Annotated in this window: 9 protein-coding genes; all 9 read right to left on the bottom strand. The window is 50.9% G+C overall.

Going from position 1 to position 14,451, the window contains the following annotated elements:
- Positions 1 to 214: 214 nt before the first annotated feature.
- Positions 215 to 760 carry a hypothetical protein gene (locus P2W70_RS10525; protein WP_276481411.1) on the bottom strand — a complete coding sequence of 182 codons (546 nt, stop codon included), beginning with the start codon at positions 758 to 760 and terminating at the stop codon, positions 215 to 217.
- 380 nt (positions 761 to 1,140) lie between these two features.
- On the bottom strand, positions 1,141 to 2,676 hold the full coding sequence (locus P2W70_RS10520) for a RagB/SusD family nutrient uptake outer membrane protein (protein WP_276481410.1): 1,536 nt from the start codon (positions 2,674 to 2,676) through the stop codon (positions 1,141 to 1,143).
- Positions 2,677 to 2,701: 25 nt separating this feature from the next.
- Entirely contained in the window at positions 2,702 to 6,088 is a 3,387-nt protein-coding gene (locus P2W70_RS10515; protein ID WP_276481409.1) for a SusC/RagA family TonB-linked outer membrane protein, read from the bottom strand.
- Between the two features lie 62 nt (positions 6,089 to 6,150).
- The gene (locus tag P2W70_RS10510) at positions 6,151 to 7,029 is read right to left on the bottom strand and encodes a hypothetical protein (protein WP_276481408.1); all 879 of its coding nucleotides are present in this window, start codon (positions 7,027 to 7,029) and stop codon (positions 6,151 to 6,153) included.
- 140 nt (positions 7,030 to 7,169) lie between these two features.
- Positions 7,170 to 8,426: a YdcF family protein gene (locus P2W70_RS10505; protein WP_276481407.1), complete on the bottom strand. Its 1,257-nt coding sequence runs from the start codon at positions 8,424 to 8,426 to the stop codon at positions 7,170 to 7,172.
- A 115-nt stretch (positions 8,427 to 8,541) separates the two neighbouring features.
- Positions 8,542 to 9,969 carry a S41 family peptidase gene (locus tag P2W70_RS10500; protein ID WP_276481406.1) on the bottom strand — a complete coding sequence of 476 codons (1,428 nt, stop codon included), beginning with the start codon at positions 9,967 to 9,969 and terminating at the stop codon, positions 8,542 to 8,544.
- A gap of 228 nt (positions 9,970 to 10,197) precedes the next feature.
- Positions 10,198 to 11,649 carry a T9SS type A sorting domain-containing protein gene (locus P2W70_RS10495; RefSeq protein WP_276481405.1) on the bottom strand — a complete coding sequence of 484 codons (1,452 nt, stop codon included), beginning with the start codon at positions 11,647 to 11,649 and terminating at the stop codon, positions 10,198 to 10,200.
- Between the two features lie 135 nt (positions 11,650 to 11,784).
- Complete coding sequence (locus P2W70_RS10490) at positions 11,785 to 13,203, bottom strand: hypothetical protein (RefSeq protein ID WP_276481404.1); 1,419 nt, start codon at positions 13,201 to 13,203, stop codon at positions 11,785 to 11,787.
- A gap of 90 nt (positions 13,204 to 13,293) precedes the next feature.
- Positions 13,294 to 14,409, bottom strand: a complete 1,116-nt coding sequence (gene porV, locus P2W70_RS10485; RefSeq protein ID WP_276481403.1) for a type IX secretion system outer membrane channel protein PorV — start codon at positions 14,407 to 14,409, stop codon at positions 13,294 to 13,296.
- Positions 14,410 to 14,451 lie beyond the last annotated feature (42 nt).

Here is a 14,451-nt window from a genome sequence, read left to right as displayed (position 1 = left end):
TTCGAATCCTGCACAGTTTTACGACTATGTTTTGACGAAAAATATGCTTCCAAAATATTCTTATTGTGCAGATGGTCTTCCTCTGGCAGATTTAAGCAAAATAGCTTCAACAGTTCTAGCTGAATATTGCTTAAAGATTGATTCTCTGGCATAACAGGTAAGGTTGTTAGAAAATTCTTTAACAATACTTCTCCCGAAACCGGCTGACAATTACTCACCCACCCTCCACATACTCCGCCCAGGCGTATGACTCCACCGACGCATTAACCGCCCGCCTGGTAGCCCTATCCAGCAACTGACAGGCATATTGCTGCCAGCAAACCTTTTCCGCAGGCGGCTCATGCAACAAGTCTTCGCGCATAGCGCCCTGACGCGTAGTGCGTTTAAACTGCTCCCTGATGCGCATACAAACGCCGTCGGCGCTGGCCACAGGCTGACCATATTGCCTGATCAGGTACGCCACGATCTCTTCGTCCTTCCACTGGTATTTCAACCAGGTCATGGCTTCTCCCGTCAGCTTGCGGTACAGTGTATGTTGTCTACGCCGCGCCGGCAAGGACGCATACACCGACGAAGCGATCCGTGAAGCCCGCGACAGTAAGGCAGCATATTGCATCGTCTTCTGGAAGGCAGGATCCTTCTTCACCCTGTCGCCGGAAAGCGGGTTACTGGTACGCATATAATACCGCCCAAACATCTTGTAGATGCATACCGGCCCAATAGTGCCGGTCATGATCGGTATGCCCTCGAAGCGTGCCATGTTTATTACTGCCTGCAAACATACGTCGCCCGCCTCCTGTCTGGATACGCCATGTTGCGACCCGGCCGTCAGGTAGGTACGAGCCCCTAGACAGGTAGGTATGAATGTTTCGTAGTCCTGGGCGGACAGGCGCCTGCCGATGCCCCCACTGGACCATCTTCCCCCGCCTAACCATCGGCCATCCATCGGCCATCCTCCGTAGTTAAAGCGCACTTCACCCATGGTTCATCGAGCCATTGGGCCAGTTTCGCCCCTCCAACAACGTACCCATGCCATGACCGACAAGCCCCCACCACCCCGGTCTACCACTCCTGCTGCCACCAATCAATAAGGGCCGGCACGAAGCCAGCCCTTGAATACAGATCAGGACATGTTATAACCTACTGCTCATACCCTGGATTCTGAGGCATTTTTGCCGGATCCAGCTTGTTCTCGTTCAGCGGGATCGGGAAATACCGGTCTTTGGTAGTGATGTTCGTCAAAGGTGAGTTGTCATAGTCGGCCTGACTCTTGGCTTTGAAGTAACTCACCAGTTCCTCCGCCGTGAAGAAACGGTTCAGGTCATGCCAGCGATGGTGCTCAAATGCCAGCTCAACCCTACGCTCATGCAGGATCGCCAGCTTCAGCGAAGGATAGCGGGTTGCATAGGCAGGATCAGCCATCATCACCGCATACAACGGACGTTTGGCGCGCTCGCGTACCATATCGAGGTACTGAATAGCCGTAGCATTGTCGCCCAGCAACAGGTGCACTTCTGCCAGGTTCAGGATGATGTCGGCATAGCGCAATACGATCCAGTCGTTGCCACCATACCCGAGGTTGGTAGCACCCGAACTGTTGTCACGGAACTTGGTAATGAAGTAATTCTTCACCGACACATCATTTGCATATTTAATGGTATAATCCGTACGCAGATCACCTGTTTCAAATTCCTTCAGGAGGTCCTTGGTGAAAGTACCACCAGCACCGGTAGAGGCAAACTGAGAGTTGATGGTCTCGCCCTTCGCCTGGTTGTTGGCAGCCAGACGCGAGCTGTAAGTGATATCCCCCTGCTTATAAGCGATCTGCCAGATGACCTCCTGATTGGTGCCCTTCTTCGTTACATCGAACACATCGGCAAAAGGAATATCGGCCAGTTTCGTGAAGGCACGCAGGTTGTAGCAAGCCGTCAAATAGGTCTTTGCATTATTCAGGTTACCTGTTTTATCAGCCGCCAGATCGGTAGCCATTTTCAGGTATACCTGACCCAGCAATCCATTAGCTGCCTGGAGTGATACACGGCCTTTATTACCGGCCGCCTGCACATTGGGCAGTTTGCTGGCCACGGCATCTTTCAGGTCCGCTACGATCGCCGCATAAATATTCTCCTTCATCTCCCGGTATGTCTTTGCCTTGATCGCATCGAGATCAACGACACGCTCCGTAAACAAAGGGACACCCCCAAATTCCTGTACGAGGTTAAAGTACATCAACGCACGGATGAATTTCATTTCCGCTTTGTACTGACTGCGTGTGTCTTCTGAAGCAAAGGTGATATTGTCGATCTTCGAGAGTACGACATTAGCCCGGCTGATGGGCGCATACAAAGCTGTCCAGTGGCTTTGCAGGTAAGTATTGCCCGCCACCAGCAAGAATGCCGTAAACTGGAAGGGCTCACCTGCGTTCGACTGGTTATCGGTCGTATTGATATCATCCGAGCGGTCATCGGTCCAGGTAGAAGCGCCTTCGCCGATACAGTTGCTACTCCGGAGTGCCTGGTATACACCATTGACGCCGTTGGCAATATCATTCTCAGTCTGGTAATTGTTGTCGACATTCACCGAGTTGGGATTGGTTTGCTCTACAAACTCCTTGTTGCAGGAACTCATTGCTCCCGCCACACCCAAACCGATCGTTAATACAAGTATGTTACGCATAAAAAATCTTTTTGTTGTTCAGGGCTTAGAATTGAAGTTTAAGGCCCAGGTTGTAAGCACGCATCAAGGGGTATTTTCCATAGTCTACACCCGGTGTCGTATTGTTTCCGTTGTTGTAATCCACTTCCGGATTGTAACCTAAGTAGTTGGTGATGGTAAAGGCATTGTCTACACTGGCGTACACACGCAATCCGCTGAGACCCGCCTTCTTCACGAACGCCAGCCCATTGAGGCTGTAACCGAGGGTGATATTCGTGCACCGGAAGAAGGAACCATCCTGCAGGTAAAAATCGCTCAAACGGGTGCTGTTGCTCTGGGTACCACCACGTGAAGCGCGGTAGATATGTCTGTCGCCGGGTTCCGCTTCGGAGCGGTAACGGTTCTTCACCACTGCATAGTTGTTGCCGGAGCCTTCCATGTTCTTGATATAATAATCCTGGGCATCTACTACATCATTGCCCTGAGAACCGTTGAAAGAAGCCGTCAGATCCAGGTTCTTATAGCTCGCACTCAACATAAAACCATAGGTAAAATCAGGGTAAGGAGATCCGATCACCTGCTTATCGGCATCGTTCACAATACCATCGCCATTCACGTCTTCGAAATACAGGTCACCGGGGTTAAGCGGTGTAGCATTGGCAGTAGAACGGGGAGGTCCTTTCAGCTTGTAGCCCGAAGGGAAGGTATTGTTGGGCAACAGGGCAGCATTGTCGGCCTTGATATTGGCCATGTCCGACTCGCGTACCATGCCTTTTACTTTGAAACCATAGAACATACCGATCGGCTGTCCCACCATGGTAACGTGGGTCGTATACGATCTTTCGCCGCCCTGGGAGAAAATAGGCGCAGCACCACCAAGGCTGGCCACCTTATTCTTATTGGCAGTGATATTACCACTCACATTCAGGTTGAAGTCGCGGCCCGTGATCGCTTTCACGTCGATCTGTGCGTCGAAACCGGTGTTGCGCACTTCTGCTTCGCGCAGGTTGGTGAGCACCGAAGTAGAACCGGAAGCAGCGGTAATGTTCATGCTGAACAGCAGGTCGTACGACTTACTGATGTAGTAGTTCACCAATAGGTTCACCCGGTTGTTGAGCAACCCGAAGTCAGCACCGAAATTGTACTGGGAAGTAGACTCCCAGCCCAGTTTGGGATCGGCTACCCTACCAGGTGCTGTGGCGGTGTACACCGTATTGCCAAACACGACGCCGGTAGGTGTTGCCATGTTTTGCTCGTAGTTGTAGTTACCGATGTTATTGTTACCAGACAGTCCCCAGCTGGCGCGCAGCTTGACCGTAGAGCCGGCACCCAGCCAGTCGCCGTAGAAGCTTTCATTGGAGAGGTTCCAGCCGGCGGATACAGAAGGGAATTTACCCCAACGGTTGGCCGGGCCGAAACGCGAAGAGGCATCGGCGCGGAAAGAAGCCGTCAGGTAATACTTGCTATCATAGCTATAGATCGCACGGGCCAGGTATGATACCAGCGTGGTGGTCGATTTACCGGCTCCGTTCAGGTAAAAGTTAGTAGCATCCGCTCCTTTAGATGACAGCTCCGGTACCTGGTCATTCGAAAAGCCATTGGCGCCTACGCTCACCATATCGCTGGTAGATTCCTGCGCGGTATATCCAGCCAGAACGTTCAGGTCGCCTTTACCGATAGACTTCTTATAGTTCAGGGTAAACTCAGCCAGCTTATCCATCAGGGTCGTCGTCTGCACCGATGTATTGGCTGCCCGGATAGCGGTGGGTGAACCCGGAGGATTGGCGCCGCTGCTCAGGTTGGTGGGATAGTAATATTCGTACTTCTCGTTGTAGGTCTGCACACCGAGGTTTACTTTACCAGTAAACCCTTTGAAGAATTCATACGTTGCGTTGGCGCCATAGGTACCCCGGGTACCTTTGCGGGTGATCTTTACGCGATCGGCCAAAGCAACGGGATTCTCGATCGTCTGGAACGCATAGTTGTATCCATCGATCGGCACGTTGGCATTACCCAGCGCATACGAACCATCAGCTTTGTATACCGGGAAGAAAGGCATGTATACCAGCGCACCCAGAATGGGGCCGTTGTTGAAGCGCCCTTCCTGCACCTCGCGGTTGTCGATATCGGTGACAAACATGCTGGAGCTTACTTTCAGCTTAGGGCTGATATCCGCATCGATGTTAGCGCGGAAGTTTATACGCTTCTGGTTGGTGAACTTCAGGATACCATCCTGGTTCTGGTAGCCACCGCTGATGAGGTAACGTACGTTGTTGTTACCACCAGTCAGCGACAGGTTATGACGTTGCATCAGCGCATTGCGGTACAGCTCGTCCTGCCAGTCTGTATTGTATTTGGGGCGCAGCACCGTCTGTGTGGGAAAATCATAGAACTCCTTGATCAGCGTGATGTTGCCGGGATTGGACCCCAGGCGGGCAATACGGGCAGCGTTGTCGTCACTGAAATAAGCATCGTTCCAGGCTATGCCTTTTGCAATGATCTGGTCTTTGTAAGCACCATTGCGGCCATCGGCAAACAGTTTGGCAAATTCATAGCTATCGAGCATATCCACTTTCTTCGCCAACTGGTTGATACCGGCCATATAGTCATAGCTCAGCCGGCCCTTACCCGACTTACCACGTTTGGTAGTGATGAGTACTACACCCGCTGCAGCGCGTGATCCGTAGATCGCCGCGGAAGCCGCGTCTTTCAGGACCTCGATCGACTCGATGTCATCGGGATTGATGAAGACATCGTTACCGGCGGTATTGGAATTGTAACCACCAGTACCGTTGCCGCCGTTGCCCGGGCCCTGGCTGATATTACCCCCCACCGGATAACCGTCGATCACATACAGGGGTTCGGAGCTCGCACTAACGGAACCTATACCACGCACACGAACCTTGGTACCACCATAAGGTGCACCGCTCACCTGGGCGACCTGCACACCCGCTACCTTACCCACCAGCGCCTGGCTGAGTGTAGGTGTAGTCAGGTTCATCTCTTTGGCCTTCACACTGGAAATGGCGCCAGTCAGGTCGCTCTTGCGTACCCGCTGATAACCGATCGACACCTCTTCCAGCATCGCCGCTTCTTCTACCAATTGAATGTCGAGGGTCGCTTTGTTGCCTACCACCACGGTCTGCGCTGTGAACCCGGCAAAGGTCACTTTCAGCACATCGTCTGCCCCCACTTCAATCGTAAACTGACCTTTCTCATTGGTCATCACAGCCTTGCCCGACCTGGTTGCCAGTACACTGGCGCCGTGCAGGGGTTCCTTTTTGTCGGAGAGGACAGTACCGGTCACCGTGCCATTTTGGGCCCATACCGGACTGATCGCTGTAACCAAAACGGTCACCAGCATCAAGAGCAGTTTTGGAAGCAGTCCCTTGCGCTTACGCATAGGAATGTCCTGTGCAATGTTCATTTGCATGAATTGTTATTTGTGATCAATAAATAATACAGCAGACAGCAATCGCGCACTGCGGGCAGGATCTATTTCTCCCAGCTGATCGTCATCTTGTTGGCATTTTGCCTGCGGGATGAACTGACAGCAATGCCTTCTGCCATGTTGTCGAGGAATGTAAAGCCTTCCAGCTCATCGGGCCGTTCATTCAGGTCTACCACTTTGATCACCTGTTCCGTTCCGGTGGCCATGGACTTTTCGAAATCGAGGAAGGTGAAACGCCATTTGCGGCCTTCGAGCTGATTCTGGATCAGCACGAGGATGTTTTTGCCAGGTATCCAGTGCAGGTTCTGCACCCACGGTGAACAGGTAAACTTCTTAACAACAACACCAGGCTCGGAAGTCTTTTTTGCTTTATGTAAAAGAGCGGGATCGTAGAGACGTACTTCATTGGCCTTGCCGCCATAGTCGGCTGTAGCCACATACCATTTCTTATTGTATTGGATATATTCAGGTCGGGTGCCTTGTATGCAGGCATCATCATCGATCGTATTGAGAAGATTTCCATCGAGGGTACCGGTCTTCAGCAGCCCTTCCCAGTTGACGGAGTAAATAATGGCTTTCCATTTAGTGCCTTCGGGATTGAGCCGCACGCTGTTGCCGATGAAGGTTGGCAGGCCCTTGCGATAAGCAATGCCGGTGGGATGGTTGATCACATCGCTGTCGTTGACAGTCAGCTTGTATTCTTTACCGATCCAGACCAGCGTATCCTTTTCCAGTTTATACTCCCGGATCAGTCCGATCTCCCGGTCTCCATAGAGAAACAGGCGACCATCCAGGCGTGCTATACCCTGGCAGGCACCCAGAGAATCGATCGACCAGCTGCGGCTGATCTGCATCGACACGCTGGTGCGATGCGAGGCGCCGGCAATGGCCAAACAAGCAAGAGAAGCAAGAAGTGTTTTCATGATCATTTGATTTGACGTATCATGGACCGGCAATCGAAATCAAAGGATATAGTGGTAGCAGCAGATCCTGCCTGCTGCTACAGGAACGGGTGTCGGACGGGTCGGGGTTTTTAGGTTTGGGTATAAGGGCTCTGGTTGTTTTAAGGGTCCATCGGTTCGGTCGGGTCGATGTGCAGCGCCTCCAGTAAGGGATAAAACTCCGCCTCCGTTTCCGACAGGCGTGCTCCGGGACGATAAGGCACAAGGTCCAGTTCACGCTTGCATCTTTCAATGAGCGTGCCGGTGATCCAGGCGCTTTGCCCCTTTTCGGTAGAGGTAAGTCCTGGTTTATCCATCGGCATGCCATAACGGAACATCAACCGTACGGCGTTGCGCATGTTGGTGGTGGTATGCCGTGCATGCGGCTCCAAGATCACAGCATTTTCGGGAATATGGAGCTTATCGATCAGGAAATGTTTCATTTCTTCCGCTTCATTGTACTTTGTCTTATACGGATGTACTTTACCACCCGACACCACGATGAAAGGCGCCAGACCTTTATTGTACTGGATAGCGGCCAGCCTGCAGCGCAACATTCCACCGGCACTAAGTGGTACGGCAGGATCTTCGGGACCGGCACCGGGCACCACGATCACCGAGTACTTGTAATTGGCCCATTTGAGGGTTTTGATGCGGTCGAAAGCGGCCTTGTTGACGGTCGACTCCATGGGTTCGTAATCAGCCGCCTGGTCACGCTCGTTGAGTTCGATAAACTGTAAAGAAGCTTTCAGGGAAGGAAGAAAGAACAGCTTCGTATCCTGGCTCTCCTGCATCACCACATACGTAGGCGCATACAGCATAGCACCATAGCGTGGTGCATGAACGTTATAGCTGATGGAGTCGATAAGCGGATAATTGGGTTTCTTACCTTCGGCGTACACGCCGATCGCGAAGTTGATGCCCATCGCATCCTGCTCCCAGGCCTTGCGCAAGAATGCAGCGGGTGCCTCCTGCTGAAAAAGTATATAAGTACCGGAAGCAGCCAGGTGTTTCTTTATCAGCACGCCCAGCGCATTGTTATCGTTGTACAACGCCACAAGACGATCACCAGCAGTTTTGATCTCCCGTTCAGATAATCTAAGCTGCTCTGCATAGCAGGCAGCTGCATTGCCACAGGCCTTCAAAGCAGCGGCCAGGTTGTGTAATTTACGGGTGGCGATATTACTGAGGGCGGTATCGGACTCGACGAGTTTGCGGGCTGCCGCATCTTCCAGTAAGGTCGACAGCAGGTAGTAGTTCTTTGAGCGAACATAGTCATTGCCGGTAACCAGTTTGTATTTGGCATCGGGCACTGACTGTTGGGCAAAAAGCGAGCAGGCCATGGTAACCATGGCGGTAGTGAGTAAAACCTTAACCATACTTGTGATTGCTAATTGCCCGCAAAAGTCCGGTAGTCACATTAACTAAATATCACCGCCAGATTACCGGATTGTTACCAAAATTTTAACAGGTGCTTATATAAAGAACTATTTATCAGTGTTGAAATTCTACACCAGTTGCGTTATCAGCTGAATAATATACTTCCTTCAACCCGGTAAAGACATAGGTCTTTTTTCGCATAGGCGTTACCCCAACATCTGTAGACTGATAGATCAATAACAGGGCCTGGTCGAGCAATGGATCGCCCGGCAACCCCAATGGCATCAAGGGTAGCCGGCTAAATTCGTTGACCGCATGATCGGGCAACAGGCCGCTGCTATAGTTGCCTTTCCCGTTGGCATCGGCGATCTTATACACGATCGGGTACAGGATCCAGGGGATCTGTTTGGGACTGCGCTTGTCTTCTATGCGAAAGGAGGCTTCATCCTTGCCATAGGTTTTGCCACCCACCCGTACCACCTGCATAAAAGGTTTCAGGTTATTACACAATATCTCTGCAGCAGAAATGGTAGCCCCGGAAGTAAGTATAAAGATCCGTTTCAGGTTCAGGTTGCGTAACAACAGCTCCTGCGGCGTCTTGCCGGGCGCGGTGGCGGAGAAAGAAATGGTCTTTTCAAACGACTGCTTTACCGTTCCGCCCGACCGGTTGCCCTGAAAGGTAACAAAGGTCTGCCCGGGTTGATAGTTGGGCACCAGCATCGCAGCCAGTTTCGCGCAGGAAGCGACACTTCCCCCCGGATTAAAGCGCAGGTCGAGTATCAGCTCCGTTACACCTGCCTGTTTAAAACGCAGCATGGCATCGAGTACCCGGTAGTCCTGGCTTTCGATACACTGCAGGTACGAGAGGTAACCGGTGCGGATACCATTGCGCTCAAAAGCACGCGCCGTATAGATCGTTTGAAAAGGAACGCCGCCACCTGTAACCGACACAGCAGCTTTATCCGTCAGTTGAGTGCCCTGGTCATTGATCACGGCCTTCATCAGGGTAACCGCATCGCCATCCGTAAACTGCCGGCTGATCTCTTCCACATTGTCTTTCCCCAACTTACGGCCATTGACCTGGGTGAAAAGATCACCTCTTTCGAGGTACTGGGCCGCTGTAGATCCCGGTAGTACAAAAGTTACCACACCTACCAGCCTTTGCGCATCGAAGGGATGGGTGACGAGCGAATAGTACAATCCATACCACTCATACACGGACCGATGGGGCTGTACATCCCGGTTATTGGTGATCGCCGAGAACCGATCGGCCGGCGCCAGCAGGCTCCGGAAGAATTCGGGCGTGGCGAGCGAATAGTCCGGGTGTTTATTGAGCTGATCCGACCAGTAATAATACAACCGGAGGCTATCGTATACCCATTGATTCGCCCTGCCGAGGGCATCCGTTGGTTCGAAAGGGGCCACCTTCTTGCTGCAGGACTGGTGTTGCGAACAGATGGCCATCAATAACAGTACGTATACCCATTGGGTGCTGACCACTTTGCCAAGGCCGGCGGCCAATACCCTATGCACATTGTTCATAATGGCAGTTTTAAGAAATTTTTATTTTACTGTTAATTCCCAATTAGTATTTTTACGTTGGAATTAAACAATTAAACAAGCAAGAGGGCAGCCGTTATGCGGTTGCCCTTTTGTCATATAGCGCACCTGGTTGTATGTCTCACAATATGCTCCCATAGGAAAACAATTACCTGTGAGGTTGCCCCCACAGGTAACCGAGTACATCCATAGGAAACGCTTTTCTGTCAATTACTTCTTAATGAAGGATTTGCTTTGACGCTGGCCATTTGCACTGAATACCACATAGTAGTTACCAGCAATCAGCTTGTTGACATTTACCTTCGTCTGCACAGCACCTTCTGCCACATTTTGTGTCAACAGGCGACGGCCGTCGATGCCAATTACCTGGATAGCAGCACCGGCCTCAGCAGCAGGGTGTTGTACCAGCAGTTGGTCGGCAACGGGGTTGGGCAGTACGTTCAGCTTGATGAAGCCCTGTACTTTCAGCACATCGCTGGCAGTACGGGAACCGTCTTTGCTGGTCATCACGATGCGGTAGAAAGAAGCAGTAGCGGAACGGCTTTCTTTCAGTTCATATACCTGCTTATTCTCGCCTTTCGGGATCGATCTTAGCGGTGAAAAGGTCTTTCCATCTTCAGAACGCTCTACCATATATTCCACCGCCTCTTCTTCTGCCGGGCTGTTCCACTGCAGCGTGATCAGTTCTTCTTCGGTAAACGATTCACCCGACAACCACAGATTGATACCCAATACCCTGGCACCATCGATCACCAGTACCTGGTCGAGACCACCGGTAGGATTTTTGGTATCGATCAGGGTATTGCTGACAGAAGGCCAACGGAAACCGATGCGAAAAGGATTCCAGGACTCGATCACCGGGTAGGGATAATAAGAGCGCTTGAACGATCCGTTACCCAACTCGAACAGGTCGATACGGCGCAAGCCATTGGGCAGTGCGTTGGGTACGATGGTACCGAATGCACGGTTAACACCATTGACATGGCTGGCATAAAAAGGGGCATAGCCATTGGCCAGGCTGCCGTCGGTGCCATCGCTTTCCACATAGGTTGCAGTGAGCGGACGACCAGTAGCTTCGAAGTTGTCGTACAGGAGCACAAATTGTTTGGCAGCCGCCTTTTGCAGCGGGGTCGCGCGCAGACCGGTACCACTGGTACTGTCGGAGCCGAAATTGATTACCCGTACAGGAGTCGTAGAGGTCACGAATGAATTGATGTATTCACCGCCCGCACCATCATTGAGGAGGAGGTGAAAATAAATATTGATACCGGGAGCGAACGTATTCGCAATATTGGGCTCGGTTATAAACCAGCCCGTATAGGCACCTGTGCTGTCGGCCTTGAATTCGCCATGCTCACCGGGCGACATAGATGGTACAGGGATACGTACAAAACCAGCATCCGCTGCTACGATCACGGTGCCTTCGCCCTGACTGAAGGAACTCTCCCCTTCCATCAGGAACCTGTTGTAGAAAAAGTAAGTAGCATTCGGCGTCAATCCGGACACTTTTACGCGACAGGCGAAAGGTACACGGCGCTCTGCCGCCTCATTGAAGCTACCTACGCCCTGGATATAACGGGGCATGTACACCTCTGTCAGCGTTTGAGCAGATGCTGCCATACCAATAAACAAACAAATAAAAATGATAGATGTAAGTTTCATGATCTGTTGATTTTACCATCCGATGAAAAAATAAATGGCCGGGAAAATGTACAGTCATACACATACTCCCGGCCACTGTATAATCATTACCTGCCCATACATGTGGAAAAACAAAATTCAGTCCCTACACTGGTATTAGTGCTTGGTCCAACCAGCCAGCCAATTCGCGTTGGTAGTATTGCAAGCAGCAAAAGCGCCCCTGTAAGTAACAGATGTGAAGCCCAGCGTGCTAACGCAACCATCGGTAAAGTTCGCGCCGGAAGAAGGATAAGAACCTACTTTAGGCCTGAAGTCAGGGCAGCTATAGTTGCAAGGAGCCACCAGCTGAATGCTGTCGTTTGCGCTTGTACCAGTACGGAACTCCTGGTTGGTGTTGATATGTGAGAAGGTTGTGGGCTTGTATTTGGTATCAAATGCCTGAACCAGGTTGTATCGGAAACAACTTGTATCAGCAATCTGAGAACCCGTAAAGTCAACACCAGTAGGAAAGCCCATGAAAATAGAGTTAAATACAGTCAGCCTGGTATTTCTGCGGAACTGAGCGCCATTCAGCAATACATCACCCAGTTTCTTGGAAGTAGCTGAATCACAAACACCGATAACGGTCAGGTTAGACAACTTGGGGTAGGTGTAAGGCTGATCGCTGCTACCAGTAGCATCGTTATCACACTCGATACCATTTGGGTTGGGAGAAAAATCGTCTGTGGCGTTCAATACAGATACAGCAAACTGAATACGGCCAACATAACCCAGGTCGAAATCGAATGCGTCGTCATCGGGTACATAAGCATAGAGGTGGTCGGCATTGACAGTACCTCCGAAAAATTCGAAAGCATCGTCATTGCCTTTGTACACCTGAATATAACTAAGGGTTGTACCACTACCAACGCCGCCGCAGGTAAGACCATTGAGCTCGTTGTCGGTAGCGATGGCAGCACCGGCATATTCGATACGAACATAGCGGAGGATACCAGAGTTGTCATTGCTAACGTTGCCACCATAGTTGACATCGATACCAGCAGGAACGCTAGGCAGGTTGATACCTTCGATCGTAGGATTCACCTTGTTTACAGGCGCTCTGCCGAGCAACACGATACCACCCCAGTCACCAGTTGTAGGGGTAGTTTGGTTAGAAGTAAAGATAATGGGACAGGTAGCTGAACCATTGGCATTGATACGACCCCAGCGTGTTACAATAATCGCAGCGGCTGAGTCGTTAGATGTTCTCTTGATCGCCTTGATGATAGTGCCTGGATTTACGATCAGCTGTGCAGCGCTGTCTACATAACATTTGTAAGGCAGGATCCAGATCTTGTTGTTGGTCAGTGTAAAGTTCACACCGGTGCTGATGATCCGGGGAACGGTGTCGATCAGGGTAGCCGGCGTAATGTTACATACGTTGGAAACACAGGATACGGGCGTGCAGGTATCCACAATTACCGGACCTGCATCAGTACCACGTGCATCGAATTTGTCGAAACCTCTCTTACAAGCAACGATGGTTAAGGCAGCTATCGCTACAGCTGCGAAACCGAAAAGGATTTTCTTTTTCATAGTTGATAAGAAATTGGGAATTAAACAATTAAAAACAATTAAACAAATATGGACAGGTAATTTCTTATGGTTTAATGGTCGGCAGGTTGATTACTGCCAGTTGAACAAGAGGCCGAAACGAACAGTATTGGTCAGCGGGTTTCTATTGATCTTCTCCCCGGTCGGCACCAGGTAAGAAAAATTAACGGTAGCAAAACTAAATTGCACGCCCACGCCAGCGGTTACGTGCTGCCAGTTGCCCGACTCGTACGAGCGGCTATTGTATCCCAGCCGCAGGTGCAGTTGATCGTTGTACGTATATTCCATGCCAAATCCCAATTGCCAGGCTTTGTTGCCAAATGAATCGAACCAACTGTCTACTACCCCTTTATCGCGATAGGATTTCATAGCATTGGCCTCATTGGGCAGTTCGGGTACGAGTAATTTGTTGTATTCGGCCGCAAAAGTCATTTTGTTCTTATCATCCCACACCTCCGTATAGGCACCACCCAGTCCGATATTCGCCGGCAAGAAGTCTCTCTCTTCTGCATTATCGGTATAACCGATCTTTCCACCCAGGTTGCTCAGGGAAATGCCGGCCGTCCATCCCGCCTGCTTATCGTTGAGTCCGTTGTAATAGAAAGACAGGTCGCCGGCTACGGTATTACCTGCCTTGTAGTTTACGCCGTTCATAGCACCGGTACTCAGCTTGGAATGGATATACCGAATGGCTACACCCATACCAAACTTTTCGGACAGTTTACGGGAGTAACCCAGATCGACGGCCATTTCTGAAGGTCTTGTCGTTTGCAGTTTGTTGCCGTTGTAGTCGATCAGGGAGAGTTCGCCCAGGTTGAAATAACGCAGCGAAGCTGACAGCGCCTCGTTGTCATCCAGTTTTACATATCCGGCCAGCGTGGCCAGGTATACATCGTCGGCTATTTCACGCAACCAGGGCGTATACGTTACACCAATGCCCGATTTGGTATCGGCAAAGGGCATTTTAGCCAGGTTGTAGAATATGCTATTGGCATCTGGCGACAGGGCAATCCCCACATCCCCCATCCCACCACTGCGGGCATCGGGCGAGATACGAAGAAAGGGTACGGCGGATGTAGTGATGTTGACAGCATTGTTACTGTTGCCTTCCTGTGCCTGCAGTTCCTGCGAGCAAAAAGTAAACACCAGGAAGCAACTTGTGATAAAGCCTATATTGAACGTGCGCATGTAATTGTATTTAAAATTGAGACTTGCCTTTGGTTGAATGTT

This window comes from Paraflavitalea pollutisoli (genome assembly GCF_029360705.1).
GTDB lineage: Bacteria > Bacteroidota > Bacteroidia > Chitinophagales > Chitinophagaceae > Paraflavitalea > Paraflavitalea pollutisoli.
This window is presented reverse-complemented; position numbering and strand designations above follow the sequence as displayed.

Bases quoted from the DNA above. Each gene is read 5' to 3' on its own strand.
- P2W70_RS10515 (WP_276481409.1), bottom strand. From the start codon at position 6,088: ATGCAAATGAACATTGCACAGGACATTCCTATGCGTAAGCGCAAGGGA.
- P2W70_RS10495 (WP_276481405.1), bottom strand. From the start codon at position 11,649: ATGAAACTTACATCTATCATTTTTATTTGTTTGTTTATTGGTATGGCA.
- porV (WP_276481403.1), bottom strand. From the start codon at position 14,409: ATGCGCACGTTCAATATAGGCTTTATCACAAGTTGCTTCCTGGTGTTT.
- P2W70_RS10520 (WP_276481410.1), bottom strand. From the start codon at position 2,676: ATGCGTAACATACTTGTATTAACGATCGGTTTGGGTGTGGCGGGAGCA.
- P2W70_RS10505 (WP_276481407.1), bottom strand. From the start codon at position 8,426: ATGGTTAAGGTTTTACTCACTACCGCCATGGTTACCATGGCCTGCTCG.
- P2W70_RS10500 (WP_276481406.1), bottom strand. From the start codon at position 9,969: ATGAACAATGTGCATAGGGTATTGGCCGCCGGCCTTGGCAAAGTGGTC.
- P2W70_RS10490 (WP_276481404.1), bottom strand. From the start codon at position 13,203: ATGAAAAAGAAAATCCTTTTCGGTTTCGCAGCTGTAGCGATAGCTGCC.
- P2W70_RS10525 (WP_276481411.1), bottom strand. From the start codon at position 760: ATGGCACGCTTCGAGGGCATACCGATCATGACCGGCACTATTGGGCCG.
- P2W70_RS10510 (WP_276481408.1), bottom strand. From the start codon at position 7,029: ATGAAAACACTTCTTGCTTCTCTTGCTTGTTTGGCCATTGCCGGCGCC.